This window comes from Mucilaginibacter sp. 21P, from assembly GCF_019331605.1.
Classification (GTDB): domain Bacteria; phylum Bacteroidota; class Bacteroidia; order Sphingobacteriales; family Sphingobacteriaceae; genus Mucilaginibacter; species Mucilaginibacter achroorhodeus.
This window is the reverse complement of the sequence record NZ_CP063061.1, coordinates 4,264,199-4,279,291: the sequence shown is the minus strand read 5'-3', so window position 1 is coordinate 4,279,291 and position 15,093 is coordinate 4,264,199. Positions and strand designations below refer to the sequence as shown.

Sequence of the window (15,093 nt, the reverse complement as noted above, 5' to 3'; positions counted from 1 at the left end):
TTTGCGGGTTTGTAAATTTAACCGCAAAGTGATGCTCAGCCTTCAACTACTTCTGCTTGCAGCATCAACCGCTCTTTATATTCTTTGGGTGTGATGCCTTCAAAGCGTTTAAAGAATTTGGTAAAGTTAGATGCATCAAACGTAAGTTTAAAAGCTATCTCTTTTACCGGGATATTTTGCTGCAACATCTCTTTGGCAATGCTCATCAGCTTATCCTCAAAATACCAGCACGGCGATTTACCGGTAAGTTGCTTAATGGTATTTGTTAAATGAGTAGGGTGGATGTGTAAGATCTCGGCAAGGTCGCGTATCTCAAACATCTCGGTTGTGCGCTCACTCAAAATATCATCAAGATGCTTATCTAACTCGCGCATGAAATCGGCAAATATCTGGTGCCGGCGGCTGAATATCTTCTTTGGGATAGGAGTGGGCATGCCGCTATTATTGGTTTTAAACAAATTAAACAATTATCACCCAAACCACTGTCATTTACAAGCTAAAAAGCGCAAGTTTTGTGCTACTGGATCTGGCTCGGGAAAAACGTTGGTTTAGTTGGCGGTGGTATCTGCATCTCACTGCTCAGATCAGGCAGCAGGTGCTGCAGTACGTTAGCCGGCATATTGCCAACGTCCATAAACGTCCAGGTTTTGCCTTTATCTTCGGATATACCTAAGAGGTAAGAGTGACTGATGTACCTCCCGTTGATCATTTTCATTACCACGGTTTCTGGGAAAAGCACATGAACCTGATCGCCTGTTTTGTAAAACGGGCCGGGTGCATTCACCCAACCATCAAACTGCATCACACCGCGGCCTTTTAGTTCTGCAGTACGTTCCTGCATTATCTTTTCCATGGTATCGCGGCCTCCCGATAATTTTACCAGCGGCGGGTAGCTCAGGCTTAACACCGTTTTAAAGTCACTGTTAAAGGTAGCCTTGGCAAACTTATCTGCCAGGCGTTTTACCAATACGGTGTCTTGCGCATAAGTGGTAACAGAACAAAAAAGTACAACACAAAGGCAAAGCAGCCTGATCATCCGGCAATTGAAGTTTTATGGGTATTGAATAAGTTATCGAGCGAAAATTTGTTATGATCTGCAAATACGTACAACAACGCAAAATAAGCGCCGTAAATTATCTGCGTGAAAACGCTGTTCCATTGTTCCTGCATGCACGATCCGAATATCAGCGCCAGCATAATGGCCACGCCTAATATGTTAGCAAAACGGGTAAATAAGCCGGCAATCAGCAGTAACCCCGTTGTCAATTCAAGAAACGGCAATACATAACTAAACGGTTGTACCAGCGCTGCCGGCAGCATTGTATCTGCGAAAGATTTAACCATACCTGCGCTAAACTTTTCCAGTTTTGGAATGCGCACCAGGCCATGGCCAAACATGCTGAAAGCAATTGGCAGGCGGGCAAGCAAATACGCAGTATGGTACTTTTGCATAGCTTTACAGTTTAATTGGCTGCTGTGGCTGTGGAATAGTAAGGCTATGATTAAAATTCGGGAAGATCTGGTCCACCGCCTTTATAGATCCTTGGTTTAGGTCAAGAAAAGTCCAGCTTTTGCCCTGGTCTCCGCTCACGGCCAACAGGTTGCTGGTACCCTGGAAGCGGCCCTGCTTGGTTTTCATCACAATAGTTTCCGGTACAAGGCAATGGATCTCTTTGCCGGCTTTATAGAATTTGCCTGGTTCGCCTATATTTATCTTTTCAAAGCTAAAGCCCTGCTGTTTCATTTGCGATAAACCGGTTGATAGCATTTGCAGCATTTTTGTTTTGCCACCTGCAATATCAATGGCTTTGGGATAGGTATGTGCTACTACGGTCTGGTAATCGCCTTTGATTAGCGCGTTGGCAACTGTTTGGGCATGTTTTTTAACCACTGCAGGGTTTTGTGCCATAGTTGCCGCAGGCACTACAAGCAATACCAATAGTTTTAAGTAAAATCTCATTTATTGTTTAGTTGGTTTTAAAAGCACCTTATTCGATAGGTCATCAGTGCCATCTATCTTATCGGTATGTGTTATCCCAAGGATGTTACTCACCAGGTTAAATACAGATACATTTCGGAAAGGTACAATATTTAAATGTTTTTTAAATGCCGGCCCCCAGGCAAAAAACGTAGCGTGCATGTCTTTTACCAAAGCCGGGTCGTAACCGTGCCAGCCGGGGTGGATCTCTCTACCACTGTGCCAAATGTTAAAAACCCTGGGCCAGCGTGGTATCAGCAATATATCACCTATTCGGTTTTGCCAGTCGTCGGCAGCGCTGTAGTGTAAATGGGCAGGGGTATTGGTTTTAAGGTAAACATCGTAATCCTTCGCTTCTTTTTTAAGCGCGTTATATGTTGCTGAAACGTCGCCTTTATTTTTAGCATAAAGCTCAACCAGGATTCCATCGCCTGAGATAACATATTTTGAGGTATCGATAGATGCCGGGATGCTGAGCGGATTTTTATCATCAACCCTGGTCATGCCGTGGTCTGATACAAAAATGTAGTTCACATCCTTAAGACCGGTGGTTTTCACAGCTTTTTGCAGCTCGTTTACGGCCGAATCGATAAAATGCACTTCATGCTCAGTCTCCGGTGATTCCGGGCCGTGCAAGTGTGCTGCATGGTCAACCTGCGGAAAGTAAAAAGTAATAAAATGCGGGCGTTTATTGGCCGGCAGCTTAAGCCAGTCTACAACTGCCTGTATACGGTTGTGGATGTTTATTTTATCGTTGTAAACGTAATAATATGTTGGTTGTATGCCTTTTATCTTTGCCTCTGATGCTACCCAGTAAAAACTTGCCGAAAGCATTTTTTGCTGCTCTGCACGCACCCATAATGGTGAACCGCCGTACCATGAGCCATCAGCCACTTTGTCTTTATTGTTCATGGAGTAACGATCATCACGCTTACGATCATAAAAAACGTTATTTACCAAACCGGAATGCGATGGATAAAGGCCGCTTACAAGGGCGTAGTGGTTAGGGAAGGTTACTGAAGGGTAAGAAGGTATCATTGATGATGCGCTTACGCCTTCACCGGCCAGGCGCAGCAGGTTATCGGCATGGTAGCGTTTGGCAAAATCATACCTGAAACCATCAGCAGAGATCAGAATCACGTAAGGCTTTTTTTCCTGTGCTTTGCTGTTTTCCCTGCCGGGAATAACTTTTTGAACGGTATCCACAACCTTTTGTGCCGAACAAGTAAAGAATGCCAGCATTGCCAGCAGTGTTAAGCTATAAAATTTCATCTCCGTATATAATTGGGCAAAATTATCTAAAGCAGGTTAAGATAATGTTTAATGAGCAATTTGTTACAAAATTGCTACACACGTAAAACCGTTGTTACCGTGCGTGTTTAACTGATTAAAACACTTACATTTAACTATGCGCAGTTGGAAAATTCTTATACCTGCATTTTTTGTGCTGATGGCTGTGGGATGCAGCAAGCAAAAGCCACAGGTTTTTACCAGCGATTGCATCACTGATATCAATTGCAGGAAACCTACTTACCGCCATTTAATGGATAGCCTTAAATATTACAACGGTAAATTTGTAGAGGTAGAAGGCACGTATCAGCAAGGGAAAAACCTGTCGGCTATTGCAAACGACAGCACCTTTTCTGATAAGGCCGCTAAACACGCGTTCTGGATAAATTTCTCTCCGGATTGTCCCTTATATAATAGTCAAACGCATAAGGGTTTCTTTGAAGCCAGCGATGGACAGTTTATAACCATCAACGGTAGCCGCATGGCCGTTCGTGGCAGGTTGCAATTACGTAAAGCATCGGGCAGCAACCCCTACGTTGCCATTTTAAACGATATTGTTTACATAGCTTTGAAGTAATATTGCTAAAACAATTAGCCAAGAAACAGGTTGTTTAATAAAACGATTTTTTATGGCTACTGATAAAAATAACACCAACGAAGAATTTGATAATGGCATAAAGGGATCAAATACAGTTAAAGACCCTGATGAGTGGACAACCGGGCACGAACCTATGACCGGCGCACAGCACTCTTACCTTAAAACCCTGTCTGATGAAGCAGGCGAGGAGTTTGACGAAACGCTGAGCAAGGCAGATGCATCAAAACGGATTGAAGAATTGCAGCACAAAACCGGCCGCGGTTTAGATGAAAATAATGTTGATTAAATTTCGATTTTAAGTCCATCGTAAGCCAGCTCGATGCCGGCAGGTAATAGTGGGTTTACGTCGGCATGTTTTCCCAGGCGATGGCTGATGTGGGTGAAATAGGTTTTTTCAGCGCCTATTTCTTTTGCAAAGGCTATCGCTTCATCCAGGGTAAAATGCGAGATGTGGTTTTCTTTCTGCAGCGCATTTATTACCAGTATTTTACTGCCCTTTATTTTCTTCTTTTCAGTATCTGATACTGTTTTTGCATCGGTGATATAGGTGAAATCCCTTAACCTGAAGCCCAAAACCGCCAATTTGTAATGCATCACCTCTATTGGGGTAAGATTTACGCTGCCGATGTTGAATGGCTCCTTATCTATAGTGTGCATTTCTACCTGCGGTATGCCGGGGTATTTAAAATTATCAAAGATGTACGAAAACTCGCGCCTAAGGCCTTGCTGCACACGCTCGGTAGCGTAAATGTCAATAGCCTTTTGCTGTTTATAATTAAATGCGCGTATATCATCCATGCCTGCCACATGGTCTTTATGTTCATGGGTAAATACAATAGCATCCAACTTCATTACATGCTCACGCAACATCTGGTATCTAAAATCAGGGCCGGAATCTATTACGATCGTTTTATCCTCGGCTTCTATCAAGATAGAGGTGCGCAGGCGCTTGTCGTGCTTGTCTGCAGACAGGCATACGTCGCAAGTGCAGGCTATAACGGGTACACCCTGCGAGGTTCCGGTTCCTAAAAAAGTGATTATCACAGCTGCAGTTGGGTTTGTTTAAGTTGGTGTAAAAATGCAGCTTGTTTATCGTCGAGCAAGTTGTAATCTATCTCCAGCGTGCGGGCAAGCTCTGCCACCGCAGCAATTTTACTTTCCAGGTTGGCAAATTTGTTCACCATTACCACCTTGCTGTTCTGCAGCAGGCAGGCGTTGGTTTTAAAATTGCCCTTTTCATACCTCACCTTGTAACCGCTGCTTTTCAGCAGTAGCTCCAATTTCTCAAGCGTATGGTTGGTCATGGTGAGCATCGTTCAAAAATAGTAACATTTGCCGAGAGATAGGGTTTATAAACTTCTTAAAAAAGTTTATAAAGTAAGTTGCAGTCAGCAGTATTAAATCATATATTGTGATACCAATTGCTTACCCTGTTATAAATTATTGTACCCACTATGACCCACAAGCCCGAACGGTTTCTCGCGCTGGATGTATTCCGCGGAATGACCATTTGTTTCATGATCATTGTTAATACGCCCGGTAGCGGCGCAACACCTTTTTCACCCCTTGAGCACGCCGCTTGGTTTGGTTTTACACCTACCGACCTGGTTTTCCCGTCGTTCTTGTTTGCGGTAGGTAATGCCATGAGCTTTACCATGAAAAAGTTTGACAACCTAAGCACCGGTGATGTTATCTACCGGGTATTAAAGCGAGGACTGTTAATATGCCTTATCGGCTATCTGATGTCATGGTTCCCGTTCTTCAACCATACGCCGGAAGGGTGGGTTTTTAGGCCGATAAGCCATACACGTATTTTAGGTGTACTGCAGCGCATCGGCTTGTGTTACATTTTTGCATCCCTAATTATCTATTTTGTAAAGAACCGCACTTCCATATTTATCATCAGTGCGTTTTTACTGGTTGGCTATTGGGTGTTGCTGCTTATTTACGGCGACCCATCGGCACCTTTCGGTATGTTGACAAACGCAGGTACTTACCTGGATAAGTTTGTAATGGGCGATGATCACCTTTATCACGGGGAAGGTGTTCCTTTTGACCCTGAAGGGATATTAAGCACTTTACCGGCAATCGTAAACGTGATAGTTGGGTATTATGCGGGTAAATTCATCCAGGAAAAGGGCAAGAGTTACGAGACCATTGCCCGTTTAACATTAATGGGCGCATTATTCATATTCTTGGCGCTTTGCTGGGGCATGGTGTTCCCGATCGGTAAAAAACTTTGGACAAGCCCTTTCACGTTGCTTACAACCGGTTTAGATATGGTTATTATCTCTGCACTTATTTATCTCGTTGAGGTGAGGGCAAGCAGAGGCAAGTGGACATCGTTCTTCACCACCGTTGGTAAAAACCCACTGGCTATCTATATTTTATCTGAGGTATTGATCATCTCCTTATGGATGATAAAAGTTGGCGATACTAATGCCGTAGGTTGGGTAAACAATGTGTTCTTCCAAAAGATAGCCCCCGGCGCTATAGGTTCATTGCTGTTCGCTGTATCCTATATGCTGATATGCTGGTGTGTGGGTAAGATATTGGATGAGAAGAAGATTTATATAAGGGTATAGTAAGACTTATCTTACCGACAATGTCATCGCGAGGAGCGGCAGCGACGCGGCAATCTCATAGGCAGACCCGATGCTGGTCCTTGGAGATTGCCACGCTACGCTCGCAATGACATGATTACTATAAAACAAGAGAGGCGATGCAAAATGCATCGCCTCTCTTGTTTTATAAATTCTTACCTAACTTCTCCAGCATGTCCTGCGGTACTTTCTGCAGGTCTAAAACCAGGAAGCCATCCAGGCAATCGGCAAATTTGGGGTCGATGTTAAAGCTGATGATCTTGGCGTTAAGGCCAATGTATTGGCGAAGCAACACCGGTATCTTCATGCTGTGTGTTTCCACCTCGGATATTAGTGCATCAAGGCCTTTGAAAGAATCGCTGGCTGCCATCAGGGCATCGGTATCTACGTTCTCAAAATTAACCTTGAATTTTTTACGAGGCTTAACCAGTTGCGCCATATCATGGTCAAAGTGGTTGCGGTTAACGTAATCCACTATCAGCGATTTACTGAACGCAGAAAAATTATTACTGATACTTACCGGCCCTATCAGATAACGGTAGCGTGGGTTATCTATCAAATATTTTAAAATGCCTTTCCAAAGCAGGAACAATGGCAACGGCTTTTGCTGATACTCCTTACGGATCCAAGAACGACCAAGCTCAAGGCTTTTTTTCAATACGGGTGTAAATTGCTCCTTAAGTTTAAACAGCTCGTTGATATAGAATCCCTTTTTACCAACGCTGTAGAAAATCTCGTCGCCAAGGCCTATACGGTATGCGCCTACAATGGCTTTACCTTCGGTATCCCAGATAAACAGGTGGTGATAATAAATATCATACTCATCAAGGTCGGTGGCTTTGTTGGTGCCTTCTCCAACCTCGCGGAAGGTGATCTCGCGCAAACGCCCTATCTCACGTATAATGCAAGGTATCTCTGACGTAGGTACAATAAAAACCTCGTAGTTTTTCTCAACCCAAACGCGGTAATTCTCGCGCAGCGGCTCTACTTCCTTTTCCAGTTTTTCTGCAGGTGTTTCAGGGACTATCGCCTCGGGCAGTTTCTTAATCTTAAAAAGATTACGCGGATTAAAGATCTTTTTTTCCTCTTCCAAACCGGCACCCAGGGCGTAAGTTTTGGCACGTAGGTAGTTTAATATTTTGCCACTGTTGTTGTTATCAGGTATGTCATTAAACTTAATCGGCTTGCCAATACGCAGCTTAATGGTATGACCCTGTTTGTTAAATAACTCTGATGGTAGCTTAGCCGTACGCAGGGTAGGGTGTATCATGCTCAGCAGGTTAAACAGCAGGCCGTTATTTCCATGGAAATAGATAGGCACAACCGGCACTTTAGCCTTAGCGATGATCTTGCCAACAACCGGGTGCCACAATCTGTCTGTAACCTCACGTTTCTCTACCTTAAAGGTAGAAACCTCACCGGCAGGAAAAATACCGATAGGTGTGCCGTTGTTCAACAGCTCTAAAGTGGTCTTTAATCCGCTGATGCTTGATGAATGTTCTACATTCTCAAAGGGGTTTACGGCCACAAAATAATCAGCCAGGTTGGGTATCTTTTTTAGGATAAAGTTTGCCATCAACTTAGCATCACTGCGTGCCATGGTCAGTATTTTAAGCAATACCATACCTTCAATACCACCATAAGGGTGATTGGCAATGGCTATAAAGGCACCTTCTTTTGGCAGGTGTTTTAATTCGCTTTCATCAAAATCAATGGTGATGCCGCAACCCTTTAAAATGGCATCCACAAACTCGGGGCCTTGTTTGGGTTGTGCCTGGGCAAAAAGCTCATTAACCTGGTTTATCTTCATCACTTCCATCAACAGCGTTGCCAGCCCGGGCATTTTCAGTTTATCCAGTTTAGTGGCTTTAGCAAACTCTTCGGTGGTTATTATTTTCATTTGTTAGGGGTAACGCTTAAAAATATCTTAAAATTACTATTTTAACGGCTTATTAACCTTATACAATACATGAAACCGCAGCTTAAGGAGCAATTTTCCATCACAAAAAAAGAATGGAACGGTTTGTTGGTATTGCTGATAATAATAGCGTTGGTCTTAGCAGCGCCATACATTTATCAAGGCTTCCACAAAGATACTACAATTAATGAAAAGGCTTTCGCAGCCGCCGTGGCCGAACTTGAAAAGGCAAATCCTCAAAAAAAGAAAGCTGCCACACCCACAGCCTTATTTAAATTTGACCCCAATAGTGCCACTTACGCCGATTGGCAAAAACTTGGCTTAACTGCAAAACAGGCGCAGATCATCAAAAACTACACCACTAAAGGCGGTCACTTCCGTAAGGCGGAGGACCTGCAAAAGATATATGGTTTAACCAAGGTTGATTACGCCCGACTGGCCCCGTTTATTATCATAGATAAAGAAACAGTGAAGCCCGCAGGCATAGTTGAACTTAATTCAGCAGACTCTGCCGGGCTTACAAATTTAGAAGACATTGGTCCCGCCTTTGCCAAGCGCATTATCAATTACAGGCAGCGCTTAGGAGGCTTTGTAGACAAAGAGCAATTGAAAGAGGTATATGGACTTGATGAGCTGAAATATACGGAGATGAAAAACCAGGTAAAGGTTGATCCGAAGAAGGTACGCAAGATCAATATTAACACTATAACCTTTGATCAATTAAGATTGATGCCATACCTTAATTACAAACAAGTTAACGCCATTATCGAATATCGAACCCAACACGGCAATTACAGCGGGATGGATGATTTAAGCAACATTGCCATTATAGATGCCCAAATTTTGCGTAAAATTGAGCCTTATTTAGTTTTTAAATGATAGAACAACAGATAAAGGCAGCTATCCGCGATATACCTGATTTTCCAAAGCCAGGAATAATTTTTAAAGACATAACCCCAATACTTAAGGACCCAGTGCTTTGTGAAAACATTAACAGCGCGTTTACAGAGAAGGTGAAAGATATGGGCATTGATGCCATTGCCGGTGTAGAAAGCCGTGGTTTCTTGTTTGGTTTATCGTTGGCAACAAAGCTGGGTGTACCGTTTATTCCGGTGCGCAAGGCAGGTAAACTGCCGTATTCGGTAAACCAAAAAGTTTACGAGTTAGAGTATGGCACAGCCACCATTGAAATACATACCGATGCTTTTCAAAAAGGTGATAGGATACTGATACATGACGACCTGCTGGCCACCGGTGGCACCGTTACCGCAACCAGCGAACTAATTAAAGAAATGGGTGGCGAGGTGGCCGGTTTTAGCTTTGTAGTAGGTTTAAGCTTTTTAAAAGGCCGCGAAAAGATTGAACCGATAAGTGATGACATAATCATACTTGCGGATTACTAATCGCTAAGCCTGGCAATTGAAATTACTATAATCTTAACAACCATGATAGTGGCCTGTGCCTAATTTGAAAGGCACAGGCCTTTTTATTTACTTTTTAATAAAAACGTTTTGTTGTGAATTAATTCGGGGCAGATTTGTTATTATTACGATTGGGAAATGCCGTTTGCAACCATTTAAACGCAGATATTACTTTCCGCCGCCAATTATATATATGAAACTGTTTTTCAGGTTATTACTTGTTGCATTTCTTGTTACTCCTGTAATGGCATACTGCCAGCATGCAGATAGTTTGCTTAAAGTACTTAAAAATGAACTGGGCAAAAAGAAAGCGTATGACGACGCTAAAGAAGCCCGGATCGAAAAACTAAGAAAGCAATATGAACAGACCTCGATAACCGACCATCTTAAGCAATATAACCTGGCGTTGGCTTTATATGAGGAGTACAAATCTTACCAGTATGATTCGGCATACGTTTACGTAAACAAGTTAAGGGACATCAGTACCTACATTAATGATATGTCCAGGGCTTACTACAGCCAAATAAAGCTTGGGTTTATCCTGCTTTCATCAGGCATGTTCAAAGAGACCTTTGATAGTATGCGAATGATAAACTCCGGTTTGCTTAGTGATAGCATGCGTAAGGAGTATTATTTTATCATGTACCGCTGTAACAGCGATCTGGCCAAGTATAATAGTGATAAGTATTTTACTCCAGACTACATTAAGGCGGCCAACGCCTACATAGATTCCGCCATAAATTTAACTGCGCCCGGTTCGGCAGAAAATATTTACTACAAAGGGTTAAAACATATTGGCAATAACGATAATGCAAAGGGTTCTACTGAATTAGGGAAGCTGGTTGCACCTAACGTCCCCATATCCATGCATTTTAGGGCCATGATAACTTGTTCGCTGGGTTTAATATATGTTAGCAATGGCGAAAAGGAGAAAGGTTTGGAGATGCTTTTGCGATCGGCAATCGCAGATGTGCGGTCTTCTACTAAAGAGACGGTAGCGCTTTTCACGCTTGCCGAACAGCTTTATAAGGCAGGCAACGTAAAAGATGCTTATGAGTTTATACAGTTAGCCAAAGCCGATGCCGACTATTACGGTGCAAGGCAACGTAAAATACAAATAGGTGCCATACTGCCAGTAGTTGCTGCCGAGGAGTTAAATAATACCGAAAGTGAGAAAAGAACAATACTTGCTTATTTGGGGGCGATAGCGGCGCTTGCATCGATGGTTATCATTTTCCTGTTGATGATATACAGCCAGTTAAAGAAGCTAAAGCAAAAAGAGCGTATAATCGAAGAGAAGAATGAACTCCTGAAAAGTGTAAATAATCAATTGGTTGAGGATACGAGGATAAAAGAAGAATACATAGGGCAGTTTTTTAAGATCATATCCGGTTATATACTTAACATAGAAAAACTTAAGGTATCGGTAGAAACCAAGCTTTCCATCAAAAAATATGACGAGATACGTGCAATTATCAACGGTGTAAATATTAAAAAAGAGCGCGAAGCATTATACCACAGCTTCGACCATATATTCCTTAAGATCTTCCCAAATTTTGTTGCCGTTTTTAATTCTCAGTTTGAAGAGAAAGATCAGATATGGCCGCATGAGCACGAGGTATTGAATACCGACCTAAGGATATTTGCACTCATCCGCATGGGCATCAGCGATAACGAAACAATAGCCAAGATACTCGAATACTCGGTAAACACCATCTACGTTTATAAAATGCGCATTAAAGCCAAATCAAAAAATCCGGAATTATTTGAACAACGGATAATGGATATCAAAGCAGTAGATAGCATTGAATAACGCATTCAAAATTGTAGCATTTCTGTTACTTTAATAACTATTAAAGCCTCATTTTTCTTTAAAAAAGCCTTTTTTGGTTCATAAACGCTTATATTTTTCATGTGTTTATAAATATTAAGTGTTTAAAAATCAGTATATTAAGTAACAAAAAGTTATATTTTTTTTCAAAGAAGGGTTGGCTATAGTTTATCAGGAAAAAGGAGCTACATATTTGTATATAGAAAAGGTGTTTTAATAAGTATTCTTAAAACGTGTTTTCGTTAAAGCGACCAATCGCTTCAATTATAGACCAATTATTTAGTAAAATTAATTTATCAGGCCGTATTGCGGCGAAACGTACCGGGCGGTTTTACCGCATAGGTGCGGTGCTTGATGTAACCGTTAAAAACACGCGCTTGTATAAAGATCTTTATATAACCAATTATTAATTAAACCACAAACTATGCAATTTAAACACTTACTCGCATTTTGTTTTCTTGCTATAACTTGCCTGTTTGTTCAGCCGGCCATGGCCCAGAACAAAACCATTACGGGTAAAGTTACCGACAAGAAAGACAACTCGCCATTGATTGGCGTATCGGTAGGCGCCCCGGGTGGGGTAGGCACCCTAACCGGTGTTGATGGTAGTTTCAAACTATCTGTCCCTGCAGGCGTAACAAGCCTAAATTTCAGCTACATCGGTTTCAAGCCGCTTACAGTTGCAATTAACGGTCAAACTTCATTAAATGTAAGCCTTGAGTCGGCAAGCACCAACTTAAGCGAGGTTGTAGTTATCGGTTACGGTACGCAACGTGTTAAAGATGCTACAGGTTCTGTGGCTTCATTAAGTCCTAAAGATTTTAACAAAGGTGTTATTGCTACGCCAGACCAGTTGCTTCAAGGCCGTATCTCAGGCGTGCAGGTAACTCCGTCAAGTGGTGAGCCCGGCGCAGCTTCAACCATTAATATTCGTGGTGCGGGTTCAATCCGTGCTGGTGATGGTCCATTATATGTTGTTGACGGTATTCCATTGGATAACTCTGGTGCTACTGCAGGTGGTTATGGCGTTGGTGCAGGTAGCTCTACCGCACGTAACCCATTAGCGTTTTTAAACCCTAATGATATTGAAAACATTTCGGTATTGAAAGATGCATCATCAGCTGCTATTTACGGATCACGTGGTGCTAACGGTGTAATTTTGATAACAACTAAAAAGGGCCGCAAAGGCCAGGGCGTTCAGTTCTCAGCAAGCACCAGCTTGGCTAACACTGCAAGCCGTTATGATCTGCTTGGTCGCGATGAGTTCCTTAAAGCGGTTGCTGCTGTAGGTTCAAATGCAGCGCCGGCATCTGAAGGCGGTATTGATTATGGAGGTAACACAGACTGGCAAAAGCAAATATTCCGCACAGCTATTTCTCAAAACTACAACGTGAGCTTTGGCGGTGGCAATAATACAGGTAATTATCGCGCGTCTGTTGGTTATGACGATCAACAGGGTGTTGTTAAAAACTCGGCTTTAAAGCGTTTAAATGCCCGTTTTAACGGTGGCCAGTCTTTCTTTAACGACAGGCTTAAGTTTGAATTACAATCAACTTTTTCAAACGTAAAAGACCAGTTTGCTCCTATATCTGATAACGCCGGCTTTAATGGTAGCTTAATTGGTGCAGCTATACAGCTAAACCCTACGGTACCGGTATTTGATGATCAGGGTCGCTATTTTAACCTTAATGGTTACGAAGCCGGTTTTCCAAAAGGTAATACCTTCCGTAACCCAGTATCATTGTTAAATCAAATTGATGACCGCGATAACGTAAACCGCTATTTAAATAACCTTAGCATGACAGTTAAACTGTTTGAAGGTTTATCATACAAAGGAAATATCGGTGCAGATATATCACGCGGTTTAAGAAAAACTTTCTACGATCCAAACGTTATCGGTTATACTGACGCAATTGGTATCAGACAAGTAAATTATCCTTCTCCAACAGGTAATGGTACTGCTATTTACCAATACGGTCAAACTACCAACTGGACAACGGAGCACACTTTGAATTATGACAAAAAGTGGAAAGATAACAGCTCTTTAACAGTATTGGCCGGTTATTCTTACCAAACATTCAGAAGAGAGAATTATAACGAGTTTGGTTTCAAAACCGGTACTGCCGGCAAATTAGTTAAGGACATTAACGATTTTCAACAACATACGCCGTACCCGGTTGGTGATACTGCAACTTACCGTTTACAATCGTACTTTGCACGTGTAAACTACAGCTATAAAGACCGCTACATTATTACCGGTACTATCCGTCGTGACGGTTCAAGTAAATTTGGTACCAACCACAAATACGGTAACTTCCCCGCTGCCGCTGTTAAATGGCGTATCAGCAACGAAGATTTTATGCCTAAAGGCGGTTTCTTCGATGATTTAGCCTTAAGAGTAAACTGGGGTAAAACCGGTAACCAGGAGTTCCCTCCATACTTGTCAAAAACTGTAAAACAATTACAGGATTTCGGCGGAAACTCTGTAGCCCGTTTGTACCAGGGTAATGATGACCTTAAGTGGCAATCAAACATTACTTATGGTGCAGGTTTAGATTTCACTTTCTTAAAAGGCAGGGTATCGGGTTCGGTAGATTACTTTAATAAATCTGTTAACGACCTGCTGTTCTTACAGGATATTGCACAACCTTCGTTCTCTACAAGGGTATATGTAAACCTTCCTGCAAAAGTTGAGAATAAAGGTGTGGAGTTCAACGTAAACGTTGCTGCTGTTCAGTCTAAAGAATTTACCTGGGATATCGCTTACAACATGAGCTTTATCAAAAGTACAGTTAGTAACTTTAAAGGCAGGCAGATCGTGACCGGTAATATCGATGGCCAAGGTTTATCTGGTGCCTATTCACAAGCAATTGTTGATGGTTACCCATTGTTTACATTCAATGTACCTAATTATGCAGGTTTAGATGCAAACGGTTTCGGTATCTATCCTCAAGGTATTGACGTACTAACCCTGCAAGGCAGTCCTAATCCTAAATTCACTGCTGGTTTAACTAACAGCTTCGGTTACAGAAACTGGACTTTCAGCTTCTTCCTTAACGCTGCAACCGGTTTCCAGATCTACAACAACACTGCTAACGCGTTCTTCTACAAAGGTAACCTGGTTAGCGGCCGTAACGTAACTAAGGCAGTAGCTGCAACTAACGAAAACCCACTTAACTCTGGTGAGGTATCAACCCGCTTCCTGGAGAAAGGTGATTTCTTAAGATTAAGCAATGCTACTTTGGGCTATACATTTAACCTTAGAGAAAGCGTGTTTAAATCATTACGTCTTTCTTTAACCGGTCAAAATTTGTTCCTGATCACCAAATACAGTGGTTTAGATCCTGAGATCAATACCGACAAACAAAGGAATGACGTAGCTTCAAGAGGTATAGACTATACAGCTTACCCTAAAGCACGTATCTTCACATTAGGTTTAAACGCAAGTTTTTAA

Annotated in this window: 15 protein-coding genes; 7 read left to right on the top strand and 8 right to left on the bottom strand. The window is 42.2% G+C overall.

The features are described from left to right. Positions 1 to 35 precede the first annotated feature (35 nt). From INP83_RS19055 to INP83_RS19035, 5 genes are all read right to left on the bottom strand, one after another. Positions 36 to 434 (bottom strand): AraC family transcriptional regulator, encoded by a 399-nt coding sequence (locus INP83_RS19055; protein WP_219125520.1) that lies wholly within the window; start codon positions 432 to 434, stop codon positions 36 to 38. Positions 435 to 517: 83 nt separating this feature from the next. Further along, complete coding sequence (locus INP83_RS19050) at positions 518 to 1,036, bottom strand: hypothetical protein (protein WP_219125519.1); 519 nt, start codon at positions 1,034 to 1,036, stop codon at positions 518 to 520. Then, positions 1,033 to 1,452, bottom strand: coding sequence for a DoxX family protein (locus INP83_RS19045; RefSeq protein WP_219125518.1), 420 nt, complete (start codon positions 1,450 to 1,452; stop codon positions 1,033 to 1,035). Before INP83_RS19045 ends, INP83_RS19050 begins: the two co-directional genes overlap by 4 nt. A gap of 4 nt (positions 1,453 to 1,456) precedes the next feature. Further along, complete coding sequence (locus tag INP83_RS19040) at positions 1,457 to 1,960, bottom strand: hypothetical protein (protein ID WP_219125517.1); 504 nt, start codon at positions 1,958 to 1,960, stop codon at positions 1,457 to 1,459. After that, positions 1,961 to 3,250 carry an ectonucleotide pyrophosphatase/phosphodiesterase gene (locus INP83_RS19035; RefSeq protein WP_219125516.1) on the bottom strand — a complete coding sequence of 430 codons (1,290 nt, stop codon included), beginning with the start codon at positions 3,248 to 3,250 and terminating at the stop codon, positions 1,961 to 1,963. A gap of 136 nt (positions 3,251 to 3,386) precedes the next feature. Between INP83_RS19035 and INP83_RS19030 the strand changes: the two genes are divergently transcribed. Beyond that, on the top strand, positions 3,387 to 3,845 hold the full coding sequence (locus INP83_RS19030) for a hypothetical protein (protein ID WP_219125515.1): 459 nt from the start codon (positions 3,387 to 3,389) through the stop codon (positions 3,843 to 3,845). A 52-nt stretch (positions 3,846 to 3,897) separates the two neighbouring features. Then, a complete protein-coding gene (locus INP83_RS19025) occupies positions 3,898 to 4,152 on the top strand; it encodes a DUF3072 domain-containing protein (RefSeq protein ID WP_146270751.1) in 255 nt (84 codons plus the stop codon). Here INP83_RS19025 and INP83_RS19020 read toward each other — a convergent pair. Beyond that, the gene (locus INP83_RS19020; RefSeq protein WP_219125514.1) at positions 4,149 to 4,910 is read right to left on the bottom strand and encodes an MBL fold metallo-hydrolase; all 762 of its coding nucleotides are present in this window, start codon (positions 4,908 to 4,910) and stop codon (positions 4,149 to 4,151) included. The two genes, INP83_RS19025 and INP83_RS19020, sit on opposite strands and share 4 nt — an antisense overlap. Beyond that, a complete protein-coding gene (locus INP83_RS19015) occupies positions 4,907 to 5,170 on the bottom strand; it encodes a hypothetical protein (RefSeq protein ID WP_315898392.1) in 264 nt (87 codons plus the stop codon). Before INP83_RS19015 ends, INP83_RS19020 begins: the two co-directional genes overlap by 4 nt. Positions 5,171 to 5,320: 150 nt before the next feature. Here INP83_RS19015 and INP83_RS19010 point away from each other — a divergent pair, with 150 nt between their 5' ends. Beyond that, positions 5,321 to 6,451: an acyltransferase family protein gene (locus tag INP83_RS19010; RefSeq protein ID WP_219125513.1), complete on the top strand. Its 1,131-nt coding sequence runs from the start codon at positions 5,321 to 5,323 to the stop codon at positions 6,449 to 6,451. 163 nt (positions 6,452 to 6,614) lie between these two features. Here the strand turns inward: INP83_RS19010 and INP83_RS19005 are convergent, their stop codons facing one another. After that, positions 6,615 to 8,369: a lysophospholipid acyltransferase family protein gene (locus INP83_RS19005; RefSeq protein ID WP_219125512.1), complete on the bottom strand. Its 1,755-nt coding sequence runs from the start codon at positions 8,367 to 8,369 to the stop codon at positions 6,615 to 6,617. Between the two features lie 69 nt (positions 8,370 to 8,438). Here INP83_RS19005 and INP83_RS19000 point away from each other — a divergent pair, with 69 nt between their 5' ends. The 4 genes from INP83_RS19000 to INP83_RS18985 all read left to right on the top strand — a co-directional run bounded on the left by INP83_RS19000 (position 8,439) and on the right by INP83_RS18985 (position 15,093). Then, on the top strand, positions 8,439 to 9,266 hold the full coding sequence (locus tag INP83_RS19000; RefSeq protein ID WP_219125511.1) for a helix-hairpin-helix domain-containing protein: 828 nt from the start codon (positions 8,439 to 8,441) through the stop codon (positions 9,264 to 9,266). Beyond that, on the top strand, positions 9,263 to 9,790 hold the full coding sequence (locus INP83_RS18995; RefSeq protein WP_219125510.1) for an adenine phosphoribosyltransferase: 528 nt from the start codon (positions 9,263 to 9,265) through the stop codon (positions 9,788 to 9,790). The genes INP83_RS19000 and INP83_RS18995 overlap by 4 nt, the downstream gene beginning before the upstream one ends. Positions 9,791 to 10,001: 211 nt before the next feature. Continuing rightward, positions 10,002 to 11,621, top strand: a complete 1,620-nt coding sequence (locus INP83_RS18990) for a DUF6377 domain-containing protein (protein ID WP_219125509.1) — start codon at positions 10,002 to 10,004, stop codon at positions 11,619 to 11,621. 442 nt (positions 11,622 to 12,063) lie between these two features. Beyond that, positions 12,064 to 15,093, top strand: a complete 3,030-nt coding sequence (locus tag INP83_RS18985) for a SusC/RagA family TonB-linked outer membrane protein (protein WP_219125508.1) — start codon at positions 12,064 to 12,066, stop codon at positions 15,091 to 15,093.